We start from the raw sequence: 14,420 nt of genomic DNA, 5'->3' as shown, positions 1-14,420 counted from the left end.
ACCTGGGGAATCAGAGAATCACCAGGTCAGACACCCTTTGCTGCAGGCTCCAGAATCGCCACGCACTCCACGTGGTGCGTCATCGGGAACAGGTCGAACGCGCGCAGGGTGCGCGGCTTGTAGCCGGACTCGCGGAAGTAGGCGAGGTCGCGGGCGAGGGCGGCCGGGTCGCAGGCGACGTAGGCGATGCGGCGGGCGCCCAGGGCGGCGAGGTGGTGGACGACCTGCTTGCCTGCGCCCGCGCGGGGCGGGTCCAGGACGATGAGGTCGACCTCCGTGATGCCCGTGCGCGGCAGGACCTGGTCGACCTTGCCCTGCTCGATCCGGACCCGGTCGAAGCCCTGCAGGTTGTGGCGGGCGTCCTCGACGGCGCGCTTGCCCGACTCGATGCCGAGGACGGCGCCCTTGTCGCCGACGCGGTCCGCGAGGGCCCCGGCGAAGAGGCCGACCCCGCAGTACAGGTCCAGGGCGGTGTCGCCCTTGCGGGGCAGCAGGCCCTGCATGACGGCGCGGACCAGGGTGTCGGCGGCCTTCGGGTGGACCTGCCAGAAGCCGCCGTTGCCGACCCGGTACGTGCGGTCGTCGGCGCGCTCCCGGACGAAGGGACGGCCGTGGACGCGGTGGACGCCGCCGTCCTTCTCCTCCACCCGCAGCACCGACACCGGCTTGTCCAGCTCGACGAGCGGCAGCCGGGCGCCGGGGCGCGGGGTCAGGATGACCTGGCGGTCCTGGGAGCCGGTCGCGGCGATCGCCTCCACGGAGGCCATGCCCGGCCACTCGCGCTTCTCGACGCCCAGTTCGCTGACGCCCTCGGCGGCGATCATGCAGTGGTCGATCGGCTCGACCTCGTGGGAGCGGTGGCGGCGCAGCCCGGCCCGGCCGGAGGCGTCCACGGCGTACTGGACGCGGGTGCGCCACCGCGGGACCTCGCCGGCCGGCAGCTTGTCGCCCTCGGCGGGGACGACCGTGCCGTCCCAGCCGGCCTCCTCGGGGGTGAGCCCGGCGAGGCGGTGCAGCTGCTCCGCGACGACCTCGCCCTTCAGCCGGCGCTGGGCGCCCGGCTTGGCGTGCTGCCAGTCGCAGCCGCCGCAGCGGCCCGGTCCGGCGTACGGGCAGGGCGCCGGGATGCGGTCCTTCGAGGCGTCCAGGACCGTCACCGCGTCGGCCCGCAGGAAGCGGGAGGTCTCGTCGCCCTCGGTGACGCGGGCGACGACCCGCTCGCCCGGCAGCGCGTGCCGGACGAACAGGACGCGGCCCTCGTCGGTGCGGGCGATGCAGTGGCCGCCATGCGCGACGGGGCCGATCTCGACCTCGTACTCCGCACCGACCAGCGACGGGGACTCGGGTGCGTTCTTCGGCATGGCGGGGCGACTCCAGGAGAAGGGGGCGTGGGGAAAGCGCGGGAAAGGGCCGGGGCGCCGGTGCGGGGGCGGGTGGCCGTGCCGCCCGACGTCCGACCCACCAGTCTACGTCCCCGCGCCGTCACTCCCCGCCGTTCGATCCGGTCCGCCCCGCGGGCCGCTTCGGGCCCGGTTCGACCAGGCCGCGGCGGACCGAGCCGGGGGCGCTCCACTCCTGGTTCTTCCGGGCCCGCTGCTTGGCGGCCTCGGAGGAGCGCAGCTGGTAGGGGACGGAGGTCACCATGACGCCGGGAGTGAACAGCAGGCGGCCCTTGAGCCGCAGGGCGCTCTGGTTGTGCAGGAGCTGCTCGTACCAGTGGCCGACGACGTACTCGGGGATGATCACGCTGATGACGTCGCGGGGGCTCTCGCGGCGCAGGCTCTTGACGTACTCGACGACGGGCCGGGTGATCTCCCGGTACGGGGAGTCGAGGATCTTGAGGGGGACGTCCAGGCCGCGGCGCTCCCAGTCCTCGGTGAGGGCCTTGGTCTCGGCCGGGTCGACGTTGATGCTGAGCGCCTCCAGCCTGTCGGAGCGCATCAGCTTGGCGTACGCGACGGCGCGCAGCGTCGGGCGGTGGATCTTGGAGACCAGCACGATGGAGTGGACGCGGGCCGGGCGGACGCTGTCCTCGCCGGGCTCGTCCGGCGCGGCCAGCTCCTCGGCGACGCGGTCGTAGTGGCGGCGGATCGAGGTCATCGTCACGTAGAAGATCGCCATGCCGAGCAGGGCGACCCAGGCGCCGTGGGTGAACTTGGTGACGAGGACGACGATCAGCACGAGGCCGGTGAAGAACGCGCCGAAGGCGTTGATGGCGCGGGAGCGGAGCATGCGGCGGCGCGCGGCCGGGTCGGTCTCGGTGGCCAGCAGGCGGTTCCAGTGGCGGACCATGCCGGTCTGGCTGAGCGTGAAGGAGACGAAGACGCCGACGATGTAGAGCTGGATGAGCCGGGTGACCTCGGCGTCGTACAGGTAGACGAGGACGGCGGCGGCCGCGGCGAGCAGCACGATGCCGTTGGAGAAGGCGAGCCGGTCGCCGCGGGTGTGGAGCTGGCGCGGCAGGTAGCGGTCCTGGGCGAGGATCGAGCCGAGGAGCGGGAAGCCGTTGTACGCGGTGTTCGCGGCGAGGAAGAGGACGAGCGCGGTCGCGGCGGCCAGCAGGAGGAAGGGGAGGCTGCCGTCGCCGAAGACGGCGGCGGACACCTGCGAGATCACCGGTTCCTGGGTGTAGTCGGACCCGACCGGGGTGCCGTCGCGCAGGAGGTCGTGGGCCGGGTTCTCGGCCATCTTGACGTCGGTGGCGAGCGCGAGGGCGATGATCCCGCAGAACATGGTGACGGCGAGGCCGCCCATGAGCGCGAGGGTGGCCGCGGCGTTGCGGCTCTTGGGCTTGCGGAAGGCGGGGACGCCGTTGCTGATGGCCTCGACGCCGGTGAGCGCGGCGCAGCCGGAGGAGAAGGCGCGCAGCAGCAGGAAGAACAGCGCGAACCCGGCGAGGCCGGGCTGCTCCGCCTGGATCTCCAGGTCGGCGGTGGGCGCCCGCATCGTGTCGCCGAGGACGAGGCCGCGGAAGGCCCCCCAGAGGACGAGCGCGAAGACGCCGGTGACGAAGACGTACGTCGGGATCGCGAAGAGGCGCCCGGACTCCTTGACACCGCGCAGGTTCATCAGCGTGAGGAGCACGATGATCGCGATGGCGGAGAGGGTCTTGTGCTCCACGACGAACGGGATGGCGGAGCCGAGGTTCTCCACGCCGGAGGAGATCGACACGGCGACGGTGAGCACGTAGTCGACGAGGAGGGCGCTGGCGACCCCGAGTCCGGCGCGCGGGCCGAGGTTGGTCTGGGCGACCTCGTAGTCGCCGCCGCCGCTCGGGTAGGCGCGGACGTTCTGGCGGTACGACGCCACGACCGTGAACATCAGGACCACGACGGCGGCCGCGATCCAGGGGCTGAACGCGTACGCCGACGCGCCCGCGATGGACAGGACCAGCAGGACTTCGCCCGGCGCGTACGCCACGGAGGAGAGCGGGTCGGAGGCGAAGACGGGGAGCGCGATGCGCTTGGGGAGGAGCGTCTCCCCGAGCCTGTCGCTGCGCAGGGCCCGGCCGATCAGGATCCGTTTGGGCACGTCGGTCAGTTTGGACACGCAGAGGATCGTAAGGGGTGGAATCGGGCCGGACGCACCCGCGGGTGGCGCGTTGACGCATGCTTGACGCGGCCGCCGTACCCGGTACGCCGGATGCGGGTTACTGACCGGTCGGGGCATAAGCTCGTCCGGTACAGCACCGCGCGCAGGCCGAGAGAGAAGAGTGAGCAGGGTGTTTTCGCAGGTCGTCAGCAGGGTGACCAGGAGTGCGGGGTAGGCGGACGTGCATATCGTGATCATGGGCTGCGGTCGTGTCGGCGCCGAGCTGGCGCAGGCCCTGGAGCGGCAGGGTCACACGGTCGCCGTCGTCGACCAGGACCCCACGGCCTTCCGGCGTCTCGGCTCCGGCTTCGGCGGGCGGCGCGTCACCGGCATCGGCTTCGACCAGGACACCCTGCGCGAGGCGGGCATCGAGGAGGCCGGGGCGTTCGCCGCGGTCAGCAGCGGCGACAACTCCAACATCATCGCGGCGCGGGTGGCGCGCGAGATGTTCGGCGTGGAGCACGTCGCCGCCCGTATCTACGACCCGCGGCGGGCGGAGGTGTACCAGCGGCTGGGCATCCCCACGGTGGCCACCGTGCGGTGGACGGCCGACCAGATGCTGCGGCGGCTGCTGCCGTCGGGTGCCGAGGAGCTGTGGCGTGACCCCAGCGGCGGTGTCCAGCTGGCGGAGGTGCACATCTCCCCGGCGTGGATCGGTCACAAGGTCAGCACGATCCAGGAGGAGACGGGCGTCCGCGTGGCGTTCCTGACCCGCCTCGGCGAGGCCGTCCTGCCCACGTCGCAGACGGTCCTCCAGGACGGGGACCTGGTGCACGTGATGATGCGGACGGACGAGGTCGAACAGGTCGAGGCGGCGTTCGCCCACGGCCCAGAGGGGAGCGGTCACTGATGCGGGTCGCCATCGCGGGCGCCGGCGCGGTGGGTCGTTCCATCGCGGGCGAGCTGCTGGAGAACGGGCACGAGGTGCTCCTGATCGACAAGGCGCCCACCGCCATCTCGGTGGAGCGGGTGCCGCAGGCGGAGTGGCTGCTGGCCGACGCCTGCGAGATCACGTCCCTGGACGAGGCGGCGCTGCAGCGCTGCCATGTGGTGATCGCGGCGACGGGCGACGACAAGGTGAACCTCGTCGTGTCCCTGCTCGCGAAGACCGAGTACGGGGTGCCGCGCGTCGTCGCGCGGGTCAACAACCCGAAGAACGAGTGGCTGTTCACCGAGGCGTGGGGCGTGGACGTCGCCGTGTCGACGCCGCGGCTGATGTCGGCCCTGGTGGAGGAGGCGGTGAGCGTCGGCGACCTGGTCCGGCTGCTGCGCTTCAGCCACGGCGACGCGAACCTGGTGGAGCTGACGCTGCCGCCGGAGTCGGCGATGGCCGGCACGCGCGTCGGGGACATCGCCTGGCCCCAGGACACGTCGCTGGTGACCATCATCCGCGGCTCGCGGGTGCTGACGCCGGGCCCGGAGGAGACGCTGGAGGCCGGCGACGAGCTGCTGTTCGTGGCGGCGCAGGCGCGGGAGGAGCAGCTGGAGGACCTGCTGTCGGTCCGCCGGGAGGACTCCGCCGAGGACTGAGCTGGACTGAGCGGGGCCGGGGGCGCGGTGCGGGCGTAGCACCGGCGGCGGGCGGGCGGTACGGCTGACCGCGGCCGGGCGGGCGTGCTGCCGGCCGCCCCGCCCACCGCGGCGTGTCCGAGCCGTGCACGACGGAGGCCGGGGACCGATCCACTGGTCCCCGGCCTCCGTCGTGCGCATCGGCACCGGCGCCCGGCGCCGCGGGCTCAGGCCCTGGCCCCGCGCTCCTTCTCGGCGCGCTCGGCCTCCTCCATCTCCGCGAACACGTCGATCGGCGGCGGCGCCTTCGCGAGGAAGACCCACGTCAGGTAGACGGCGAGCAGGAACGGCGGGATCTTCAGGGCGACGAGCACCCAGCCGAGCTGCGCGGTGTCCGCCCACCAGTAGAGGGGGAAGAGGATGGCGCACTTGCCGAGCAGGATGAAGCCCCAGGCGTAGCTGGCCTTCGTGTACGCCTTCTTGCGGCCGGGGTTGCGGGTGCGCCAGGAGAGGTTCTCCTTGAAGACCGGGCCGAGCACCAGCCCGATCAGCGGGACGCCCGCGAGGCTCGTCACGACGTACGCGAGGCCGAGGCCCAGCGTGTAGAGCATGCCGGGCAGGTAGAAGTCCTTGGCGTTGCCGGTCATCATCGCGAAGACGACACCGAAGCCGACGCCGAAGACACCGCTGAACGCGTGCTTGACCGTGTCGCGGCGGGCGAGCCGGACGACGACGAGCAGCAGGGACACGGCGAGCGCCGCGAGGGCGGAGACGTGCAGGTCCTTGTTGACGGTGTAGATCGTCACGAAGAGGAGGCCGGGCAGGACGGTCTCCACCATGCCGCGCATCCCGCCGAACGCCTCGAACAGCGCGGCCTCGGTGACGGCCTTCACGTCGCGGTCGGGGTCCTGGCCGGTGGCCTGGCCCGCGCCGGGGGCGCTCGCACCGTCGCCCCGCGCGCCGGGGCCGCCGTCCGGGGCGGCGCCGGCGTCATGGCCGCCGGGGGCCCGACCGGGGGCTCCGTACCCGGTGCCGGGGGCCTCCGGCCCGTCGGTTCCGGGGACGCCGGGCCCCGTGCCGGGGGTGTGGCCGTCGTGGCCCGAAGGGCCGCCTGCGTCGGTGGTCGGCTTGTCGAGTGACGTCACCGGCTACTCCTGTCCGAGCGGTCGCAGCTCGTATTTCGGATTGAACAGGACCCTGCGCCCCTGGCTCATCGAGACGCGGCCGGAGGCTATGAGCTTGCGGCCCGGTTCTATGCCCACGATGGACCGCCGTCCCAGCCACACCACGTCCAGCGGGGCCGTGCCGTCGAACAGCTCGGCCTCCAGGGCCGGCACCCCGGCCCTCGGGCGCAGGGTGACCGTCCGCAACGTACCAGTCACCTTCACGACCTGGCGGTCACCGCAGTCGCAGATACGGGTGCAGCCCGCGGCCTCGGCGTCCTCCTGGAGCTCGGCGGACTCCAGCTCGCCCTGCGAGCTGGACAGGCGGTCCAGCATGCGGCGGAAGCGGCCTCCGGGCTTCCCGGTACGCGGTGCAGCACTCATGGGGAAAAGCCTACCGGGACGTTCCGTCCGAGGCCGGGCCTCGCCGCCCGGCCGCTCAGCGCTCGAAGCGGTAGCCCATGCCGGGCTCGGTGATGAAGTGCCTCGGGTGCGACGGGTCGGCCTCCAGCTTGCGCCGCAGCTGCGCCATGTAGACCCGCAGGTAGTTCGTCTCGGTGCCGTACGAGGGGCCCCAGACCTCCTGGAGGAGGCGCTTCTGGCTGACGAGCCGGCCGGCGTCGCGGACGAGGACCTCCAGCAGGTGCCACTCGGTCGGGGTGAGGCGGACGTCCCTGCCGCCCCGGTGGACCTTCTTCGCGGCCAGGTCGACGGTGAAGTCGTCGGTCTCCACGACCACCACCTCCGCGTCGCCGCGGACCGGCTCGGCGCGCCGCACCGCGGCCCGCAGCCGGGCCAGCAGCTCGTCCATGCCGAACGGCTTGGTGACGTAGTCGTCGGCCCCGGCGTCGAGCGCGCCGACCTTCTCGTCGGAGGTCTGGCGGGCGGACAGCACGAGGATCGGCACGCGGGTCCAGCCGCGCAGGCCCCTGATGACCTCCACGCCGTCCATGTCGGGCAGGCCCAGGTCGAGGACGACCACGTCGGGCTGGCGCTGGGCGGCCAGGGCGAGGGCGGTCGCGCCGTCGGGGGCGGAGTCGACCTCGTACGCGCGCGCCCTCAGGTTGATCACGAGGGCGCGTACGATCTGCGGCTCGTCGTCGACCACGAGCACCCGCGTCATGAGGGGCCTGCTTTCTGTAGGGGACGGGGGGCGTCGGGGACCGGCCCCGTGCGGGGACGCGCGCGGGGCGCGGGGGCGGCCGCGGGCGGCGGCACCTCGGCCGAGGGCCCGGGCGCGGGCCCGGGTGGAGACTCGGGCGGGGACTCGGGCGGGGGCTCCGGGGTGTGGGCCCGCGCCGCGGGGAGGGTGAGGACCATCGTGAGCCCGCCGCCCGGCGTGTCCTCGGCGGCGAGGGTGCCGTGCATGGCCTCGGTGAAGCCGCGGGCGACGGCCAGGCCCAGCCCGACCCCGGTGCCGCGCGGAGCGTCCCCGTACCGCTGGAACGGGGCGAAGATCCGCTCCTTCGCCTCGTCCGGGACGCCGGGGCCCCGATCGACCACCCGCAGCTCGACGCGGTCGGCGTGGGCGCTGGCGGTGACGAGGACGCGGCTGCCCGCGGGGGCGTACTTCACGGCGTTCTCGACGAGGTTGGCGACGGCCCGCTCCAGCAGGCCCCGGTCGACGGTGACCATCGGCAGGGACTCGGGGATGTCCAGGTCGGCGCTGCCCTCGGGGACGCCGCCGAGCGCCATCGGCACGACCTCGTCGAGGTCGGTGACGCGCAGCAGCGGCGTCACGGTGCCGGTCTGGAGGCGGGACATGTCGAGGAGGTTGCCGACGAGGTGGTCGAGGCGGTCGGCCCCGTCCTCGATGCCTTCGAGGAGGTCGGCGCGGTCCTCGTCGGACCACTCGACGTCGTCGGAGCGGAGGGAGGAGACGGCGGCCTTGATCGCGGCGAGCGGGGTGCGCAGATCGTGGGAGACGGCGGCGAGCAGCGCCGTACGGATCTTGTCGCCCTCGGCGAGGCGGCGGGCCTCCTCCGCCTGGCCCACCAGGCGCTGCCGGTCGAGGACGACGACCGCCTGCGCGGCGAACGCGCCGAGGACGCGGCGGTCCTCGGCGGGCAGGACGCGGCCGGTCAGGGCGAGCGCCGCCCGGTCGCCGACGGGCATGTCGACGTCGGCGTCCTCGGGCCGGGCGGGCGGCCGGCCGGGCCCGACATGGGCGGCGCAGGTCCAGGGGGCGCGTTCGTCGGGGCGTTCGAGGAGGGCCACGGACGCCATGGCGAAGGTCTCGCGGACGTTGCGCAGGAGCCCGTCGAGGGTGGTGTCGCCGCGCAGCACGCTCCCGGCGAGGAAGGACAGGATCTCCGACTCGGCCCGCAGCCGGGCCGCCTGGTGGGTGCGGCGGGCGGCGACGTCGACGACGGAGGCGACGGAGACGGCGACCGCGAAGAACACGGCGATGGCGACGATGTTCTCCGGGTCCGCGATGGTCCAGGTGCGCGTCGGCGGGGTGAAGTACCAGTTCAGGAGGAGGGAGCCGGCCGTGGCGGAGGCGAGGGCGGGCAGCAGGCCGCCGAGGAGGGCCGCCGCGACGGTGAAGGTCAGGAACAGCAGCATGTCGTTGGCGAGGCCCGAGGCGGCGCCGAGGCCGATCCCGAGTCCGGGGCCCGCCTCCAGCCCGCAGACCGTCCAGGTCAGCAGGGCCGGGCCGAGGACGCCGACGCCCCAGCCCCAGGCGATGCGGACGCGCCCGAGGCGGGCCCGGCGGGCGGCCGGGAGGCCCCGGTCGCGGCCCCGGCCGGCGGCGTCGTGGGTGACGATGTGGACGTCGAGGTCGGGTCCGGAGTCGCGGGCGACGGTCCCGCCGACGCCGGGCCCGAACACGTACTGCCACCTCTTGCGGCGGCTCGCACCGAGGACTATCTGCGTGGCGTTGTGGGCGCGGGCGAACTCCAGCAGCGCGGCCGCGGCGTCGTCGCCGATGACGTGGTGGAAGGTGCCGCCGAGGTCTTCGACGAGGGTGCGCTGGAGGGCGAGCTCCTTCGGTGAGGCGGAGGTCAGCCCGTCGCCGCGCGCCACGTACACGGCGAGGACCTCGCCGCCCGCGCCCTTCTCGGCGAGGCGGGCGGCGCGGCGGATGAGGGTGCGGCCCTCGGGGCCTCCGGTCAGGCCGACGACGATGCGCTCGCGGGAGCCCCAGATGGCGGAGACGCTGTGGTCGCGGCGGTACTGCTGGAGGCGCTCGTCCACCCGGTCGGCGGTCCACAGCAGGGCCAGTTCGCGCAGGGCGGTGAGGTTGCCGGGGCGGAAGTAGTCGGCGAGGGCGGCGTCGACCTCGTCGGGGGCGTGGATGTTGCCGTGGGCCAGGCGGCGGCGCAGCGCCTCGGGCGACATGTCGACCAGCTCGATCTGGTCGGCGCGGCGGACGAGCTCGTCGGGGACGGTGTCCCGCTGCCGCACGCCGGTGATCGCCTCGACGACGTCGCCGAGCGATTCCAGGTGCTGGATGTTGACGGTGGAGACGACGTCGATCCCGGCGGCGAGGAGGTCCTCGACGTCCTGCCAGCGCTTGGTGTTGCGGGAGCCGGGCGCGTTGGCGTGGGCGAGCTCGTCGACGAGGGCCACGGCGGGGCGCCGGGCCAGGACGGCGTCGACGTCCATCTCGGCGCGGACGGTGCCCAGGTGCTCGACGGTGCGGGGCGGGACCTGCTCCAGCCCGGCGAGGAGGGCCTCGGTGCGGGGCCGCCCGTGGGACTCGGCGTGGCCGACGACGCAGTCCGTGCCGCGCTCCACGCGCCGGTGCGCCTCGGCGAGCATCGCGTACGTCTTGCCGACGCCCGGTGCCGCGCCGAGGTAGATCCTGAGCCTGCCGCGTCCCATCGCCCCATCCTCTTCCGGGTACGACGGTACGGCGCACCCGTGCGCGGCCGCGGCGCCCGCGGGGGTGCGGGCCGTCGTCCGCGCAGCGTCGACCTTACGGCGCGGCGTGGAGCGGGGCCGGGCGAGGGGCGGTGGAACCGGAAGGTCTTGACAGGATTCTGACACCCGTCTGCCGGCGGCCCGCCCCCTCGCGGCGGGTCAGCGGACCTCGGTGATCTCCGGGCCGCGCTGGAGCTGTCCCATGTCGCCGGAGAAGCGGGAGCCGGCGGGCTGGCCCTCGGCCTGGGTGCTCTCGGGCACCATCTGCGCGTCGTTCGGCAGCTTCAGGACGATCGGGTCGCGGGGCGCCATGGGGCCGTCGCCGCGCACGACGACGGTGTCACGGAAGATCTGCTCCAGCAGGCCCGCGGCCTCGGGCTGCACGGCGCCCTGCCCGGAGATGACACCGCGCAGGAACCAGCGGGGGCCGTCGACGCCGACGAACCGCACGAGCTGCACGCCGCCCGTGCCGTCGGGCAGCTGCACCGGCACCTGGGCGCGCAGCTCCCAGCCGAGGGGCCCCTCGACCTCGTCGATGACACCGCCCTGCTGGGTGATGCCGGAGGCGATCTCCTCGCGCACCTCGCCCCAGATGCCCTCCTTCTTGGGGGCGGCGAAGCCCTGGAGCTGGATCGCGCTGTCCCGCAGGACGACCGTCGCCGCGACGATCGCGTCCCCGGCGACCTCGACGCGCAGCTCCATGCCCTCGACGCCGGGGACGAAGAGCCCGCCCAGGTCGACGCGGCCGTCCTCGGGCCGGGACACCTCGGAGATGTCCCAGGGGCCGTCGGGCCGGGGCGCGGGCGGGAGGTTCACCCGGCGGGGGCCGTCCTCCTCCGCCGCCTCGTCGGTGCCGACCTCGTCGACGACCTGCTCGGCCTCGCCCGCCGCGTTCTCGGCGGCACTGGCCTTCTTGCGACGTCCGAACACGTCACTGTCCTTCCCGGTCGGTTACGACCGCTGCGTATGGATTCCCACCCGTCCAGCCGTCCACGGCGGCGTGGCCGCCCGTGGACCCGAAGCCCCCCTCGCCCCGTGCCGAGCCGGGAAGCTCCGCCACCTCGTGGAAGCGGACCTTCTCGACCTGCTGGACGACAAGCTGGGCGATCCGGTCGAACCGTTCGAACCGGACGCTCTCGCGCGGATCCAGATTGACCACGATCACCTTGATCTCTCCACGGTACCCGGCATCGACCGTCCCCGGGGCATTCACCAGCGCGATGCCCAGCCGGGCGGCCAGCCCGGACCGGGGGTGCACGAAGGCGGCGTACCCGTCGGGGAGGGCGATCGACACCCCGGTGGGGAGGACCGCGCGCTCGCCAGGGGCGAGCTCGGCGGCGCGGGTGGTGACGAGGTCGGCGCCGGCGTCGCCGGGGTGCCCGTACGAGGGGAGGGGCACCTCGGGGTCGAGGCGGCGGATGAGTACGTCGACGGGAGCGGTCATCAGGGGTTCACCTCGAAGGCGCGGGCGCGCCGGACCTGGTCGGGGTCGGCCATGGCCGCCTGGATCTCCTCCGGGCGGCCGTTGTCGATGAAGTGGTCGACCTTGACCTCGATGAAGAGGGCGTCGGCGCGGACGGCGACCGGGCCGTCGGGCCCGCCGATCCGGCCGGTGGCCGTGGAGTAGATCTTCCGGCCGTGGACGGCGGTGACCTCGGCCTGGAGGTGGAGGACGGTGCCGACGGGCACGGGCAGGGCGTAGTCGGTCTCCAGCCGTCCGGTCACGGCGATCACCCGCAGCAGCCAGCCGAGGGAGCCCAGCGTCTCGTCCAGCGCGGTGGCGAGGACGCCGCCGTGGGCGAGACCGGGCGCGCCCTGGTGGTCGGGGGTGACGGTGAACTCGGCGGTGACGGAGACGCCCTCGCCGGCCCTGGCCTCCAGGTGCAGTCCGTGGGGCTGGCCGCCGCCGCAGCCGAAGCAGTTCGCGTAGTGCGCCCCGAGCGGTTCGCCCGGTGCGGGCGCCTCGGGATGCCGCTTCGGCGGCCGGGCGCCGGCGGGAGGGGTCAGTGCAGTGGTCACAGCCGCAGACCTTACCCGCGCGGCGGGGCGGCGGGCGCACCGTGCCAAGCTTGGGTGTATGCAGCCTTCCGACCGCCCTTCGGCTCCCGCGCACGCTCCCGAGCACGCCCCCGGGTACGACGAACGCCTCACCGCCCCCGGAACGTGGTGGCTGATCGCCGCCCTGCTGGGGGTCTCCGGCGGCCTGGTGGCGCTGCCGCTGGGCGCGGTGCCGATGCTGGGCGGGCTCATCCTGGCGGGGGCGCTCGCGTCGATCGCCGTCAGCTCGTACGGCTCGGCGCGGGTGCGCGTCGTGGCCGGTTCGCTGGTCGCGGGCGACGCGCGGATCCCGGTGGAGGCGCTGGGCGAGCCGGAGGCCCTGGAGGGCGAGGAGGCGCGGGCCTGGCGCACGTACAAGGCGGACCCGCGCGCGTTCCTGCTGCTGCGGGGGTACATCACCGGCGCGGTGCGCGTGGAGGTCACCGACCCGCGGGACCCGACGCCGTACGTGTACGTCTCCACCCGCGACCCGGAGGGGCTGGCCGCCGCCATCCGCGAGGCCCGCGAGGCCGCCCGGCAGGGGGACTGAACGGGGCGCCGGCGGGGCGTCCCCGGCGGGGGCGTCCGGCGGCGGGGGTGCCTGGCCGGGGCGTCCGGCGGGGGCGTTCGTTCGACGGGGCGCCGGCCTGAGGACGCCCGGGGAGCCCGGGGAGCCCGGCGAGGACGTACGCGGTAGCGGAACGCCGGATCGGTCTGGCGGGGGCGCCGTCCGGCAGTGGCCGCACCTCGGACGCGCCCGCGCGTCCGGCTCGGGACCCGAGGGGGCGGGCCCGCAGAAGGCGGCCCAACCGCGCGGGGTGGGGTGCCGGGGGCGGGTGGGGCGCGGCTGACGGGCGCCCGGAGTCGGCGGGGCCGGCCGGGGCCTAGAAGCCGAGCTGCTTGGGGTTCTCCGGCTGCTCCAGCGGGGGCAGGTCGGGGAGGGCGTCCCAGGGGACCTGGCGGGTCCGCAGGTCGTTGCGCACCTTCTCGGCGACCTTCTTCGTGTCGCGGCGGTTCAGCACGGCGCCGACGGTGGCGCCGATCATGAACGGGAGCAGGTTGGGCAGGTTGCGCATCGTGCGCTTGACGATCTGCTGGCGCAGTTCGCGCTTCATCCGGCCGCCGAGCGCGGCGTTCACCGTGGTCGGCTTGGTGAGGTCGATGCCGCGCTCCTCGGTCCACGCCGCCAGGTAGGCCATGGCGCGCTCCCTGAGATCGCCGGGCGGCCGCTGGCCGTAGACCTCGTGCAGCTCGGCGATGAGCTTCATCTCGATGGCGGCGACGCCGGTGATCTCGGCCGCCAGTTCGGCGGGCATCGCCGGCGGCACGGGCAGCATGGCGGCGGCGCCGACTCCCGCGCCGACCGTGGCCGAGGCCGACGCGGCTCCCGCGACCAGCTTGTCGGCGAGCTGCTCGGGCCCGAGGCCCGGGAACTGCCGGCGCAGCGTCGCGAGGTCCCGTACGGGGACCCGCGGGGCGTTCTCGATGATCCGCTCGGCCACGTACGCGAGGGCGGTCCGGGCGCCCGCGGCGCTCCGGAGCGCGCCGCGCTTCACCAGGTCCACCCCGCGCGCCCCGGCAGCGGCCAGGGGGCGGCGGTGCCCCGCGTCGCCGCCCGCGGGTTCGAGCGAGGCCGAGTGGCCTCGCCCGTCGTCACGCGCGTCGGGGGAGGGCAGGTGGACGGAGGGCTCGGCCGACGACCGGGAGCCGTCCGCCGACCCCGGGCCGTCCTCGGCGGCCTCCGGCTTCCCGGGGAAGCGGAGCCTCTTCCTGAACCGGCTTTCGCCTGCCACGACCGACCGGTCCTCAGTCGCAGTCTCGGCAGATCGGCTGGCCGTTCTTCTCCCGAGCCAGCTGACTGCGGTGGTGCACGAGGAAGCAGCTCATGCACGTGAACTCGTCCGCCTGCTTCGGCAGGACCCGGACGGCCAGCTCCTCGTTGGAGAGGTCGGCCCCCGGCAGTTCGAGGCCCTCGGCGGCCTCGAACTCGTCCACGTCGACCGCCGAGGTCGACTTGTCGTTCCGCCGGGCCTTCAGCTCCTCGAGACTGTCCTGGTCGACGTCGTCGTCGGTCTTGCGTGGGGTGTCGTAGTCCGTAGCCATGTCACTCTCCCCCTCTGGGTGTTTGCGGTGTCTCCAGCGCACGTAACGCGTGAGAGGCCGGACTTGTGCCCGACCTGAGGCGGAGATTTTGCCTCACATCAAGGTCTGTTACTCAATCGACACCCAACCGGACCCCTCGCGAGTAATCGG

At 74.1% G+C, this 14,420-nt stretch carries 14 protein-coding genes; 3 read left to right on the top strand and 11 right to left on the bottom strand.

Annotated features, from left to right (window positions below; all coding sequences use genetic code 11):
• Positions 1–26: 26 nt before the first annotated feature.
• The gene (locus CP974_RS23455) at positions 27–1,361 is read right to left on the bottom strand and encodes a class I SAM-dependent RNA methyltransferase (protein ID WP_031128370.1); all 1,335 of its coding nucleotides are present in this window, start codon (positions 1,359–1,361) and stop codon (positions 27–29) included.
• Positions 1,362–1,482: 121 nt separating this feature from the next.
• Entirely contained in the window at positions 1,483–3,549 is a 2,067-nt protein-coding gene (locus tag CP974_RS23450) for an APC family permease (protein ID WP_031128368.1), read from the bottom strand.
• 223 nt (positions 3,550–3,772) lie between these two features.
• Here CP974_RS23450 and CP974_RS23445 point away from each other — a divergent pair, with 223 nt between their 5' ends.
• Both CP974_RS23445 and CP974_RS23440 read left to right on the top strand, forming a co-directional pair.
• Positions 3,773–4,441 (top strand): potassium channel family protein, encoded by a 669-nt coding sequence (locus tag CP974_RS23445; protein ID WP_031128366.1) that lies wholly within the window; start codon positions 3,773–3,775, stop codon positions 4,439–4,441.
• Positions 4,441–5,121 (top strand): potassium channel family protein, encoded by a 681-nt coding sequence (locus CP974_RS23440; RefSeq protein WP_031128365.1) that lies wholly within the window; start codon positions 4,441–4,443, stop codon positions 5,119–5,121. The genes CP974_RS23445 and CP974_RS23440 overlap by 1 nt, the downstream gene beginning before the upstream one ends.
• Before the next feature lie 206 nt (positions 5,122–5,327).
• Here the strand turns inward: CP974_RS23440 and CP974_RS23435 are convergent, their stop codons facing one another.
• The 7 genes from CP974_RS23435 to CP974_RS23405 all read right to left on the bottom strand — a co-directional run bounded on the left by CP974_RS23435 (position 5,328) and on the right by CP974_RS23405 (position 12,149).
• The gene (locus CP974_RS23435) at positions 5,328–5,993 is read right to left on the bottom strand and encodes a DUF3159 domain-containing protein (protein ID WP_051838869.1); all 666 of its coding nucleotides are present in this window, start codon (positions 5,991–5,993) and stop codon (positions 5,328–5,330) included.
• Between the two features lie 255 nt (positions 5,994–6,248).
• Complete coding sequence (locus CP974_RS23430) at positions 6,249–6,647, bottom strand: OB-fold nucleic acid binding domain-containing protein (RefSeq protein ID WP_078915302.1); 399 nt, start codon at positions 6,645–6,647, stop codon at positions 6,249–6,251.
• Between the two features lie 55 nt (positions 6,648–6,702).
• Positions 6,703–7,386 carry a response regulator gene (locus CP974_RS23425; protein WP_031128383.1) on the bottom strand — a complete coding sequence of 228 codons (684 nt, stop codon included), beginning with the start codon at positions 7,384–7,386 and terminating at the stop codon, positions 6,703–6,705.
• The gene (locus tag CP974_RS23420) at positions 7,383–10,091 is read right to left on the bottom strand and encodes an ATP-binding protein (protein WP_078915301.1); all 2,709 of its coding nucleotides are present in this window, start codon (positions 10,089–10,091) and stop codon (positions 7,383–7,385) included. Before CP974_RS23420 ends, CP974_RS23425 begins: the two co-directional genes overlap by 4 nt.
• Positions 10,092–10,289: 198 nt before the next feature.
• The gene (locus tag CP974_RS23415; protein WP_031128360.1) at positions 10,290–11,060 is read right to left on the bottom strand and encodes a DUF3710 domain-containing protein; all 771 of its coding nucleotides are present in this window, start codon (positions 11,058–11,060) and stop codon (positions 10,290–10,292) included.
• A 1-nt stretch (position 11,061) separates the two neighbouring features.
• Positions 11,062–11,574: a dUTP diphosphatase gene (dut, locus tag CP974_RS23410; protein WP_031128359.1), complete on the bottom strand. Its 513-nt coding sequence runs from the start codon at positions 11,572–11,574 to the stop codon at positions 11,062–11,064.
• Complete coding sequence (locus CP974_RS23405; protein WP_031128358.1) at positions 11,574–12,149, bottom strand: PaaI family thioesterase; 576 nt, start codon at positions 12,147–12,149, stop codon at positions 11,574–11,576. The genes dut and CP974_RS23405 overlap by 1 nt, the downstream gene beginning before the upstream one ends.
• A gap of 58 nt (positions 12,150–12,207) precedes the next feature.
• Between CP974_RS23405 and CP974_RS23400 the strand changes: the two genes are divergently transcribed.
• Positions 12,208–12,717, top strand: a complete 510-nt coding sequence (locus CP974_RS23400) for a DUF3093 domain-containing protein (protein ID WP_031128356.1) — start codon at positions 12,208–12,210, stop codon at positions 12,715–12,717.
• Positions 12,718–13,051: 334 nt separating this feature from the next.
• Here the strand turns inward: CP974_RS23400 and CP974_RS23395 are convergent, their stop codons facing one another.
• Positions 13,052–13,960 carry a hypothetical protein gene (locus tag CP974_RS23395; protein WP_031128355.1) on the bottom strand — a complete coding sequence of 303 codons (909 nt, stop codon included), beginning with the start codon at positions 13,958–13,960 and terminating at the stop codon, positions 13,052–13,054.
• 13 nt (positions 13,961–13,973) lie between these two features.
• The gene (locus tag CP974_RS23390) at positions 13,974–14,270 is read right to left on the bottom strand and encodes a DUF4193 domain-containing protein (RefSeq protein WP_010471668.1); all 297 of its coding nucleotides are present in this window, start codon (positions 14,268–14,270) and stop codon (positions 13,974–13,976) included.
• Positions 14,271–14,420: the final 150 nt, after the last annotated feature.

It is taken from the genome of Streptomyces fradiae ATCC 10745 = DSM 40063 (assembly GCF_008704425.1).
Classification (GTDB): Bacteria; Actinomycetota; Actinomycetes; order Streptomycetales; family Streptomycetaceae; genus Streptomyces; species Streptomyces fradiae.
This window is presented reverse-complemented; position numbering and strand designations above follow the sequence as displayed.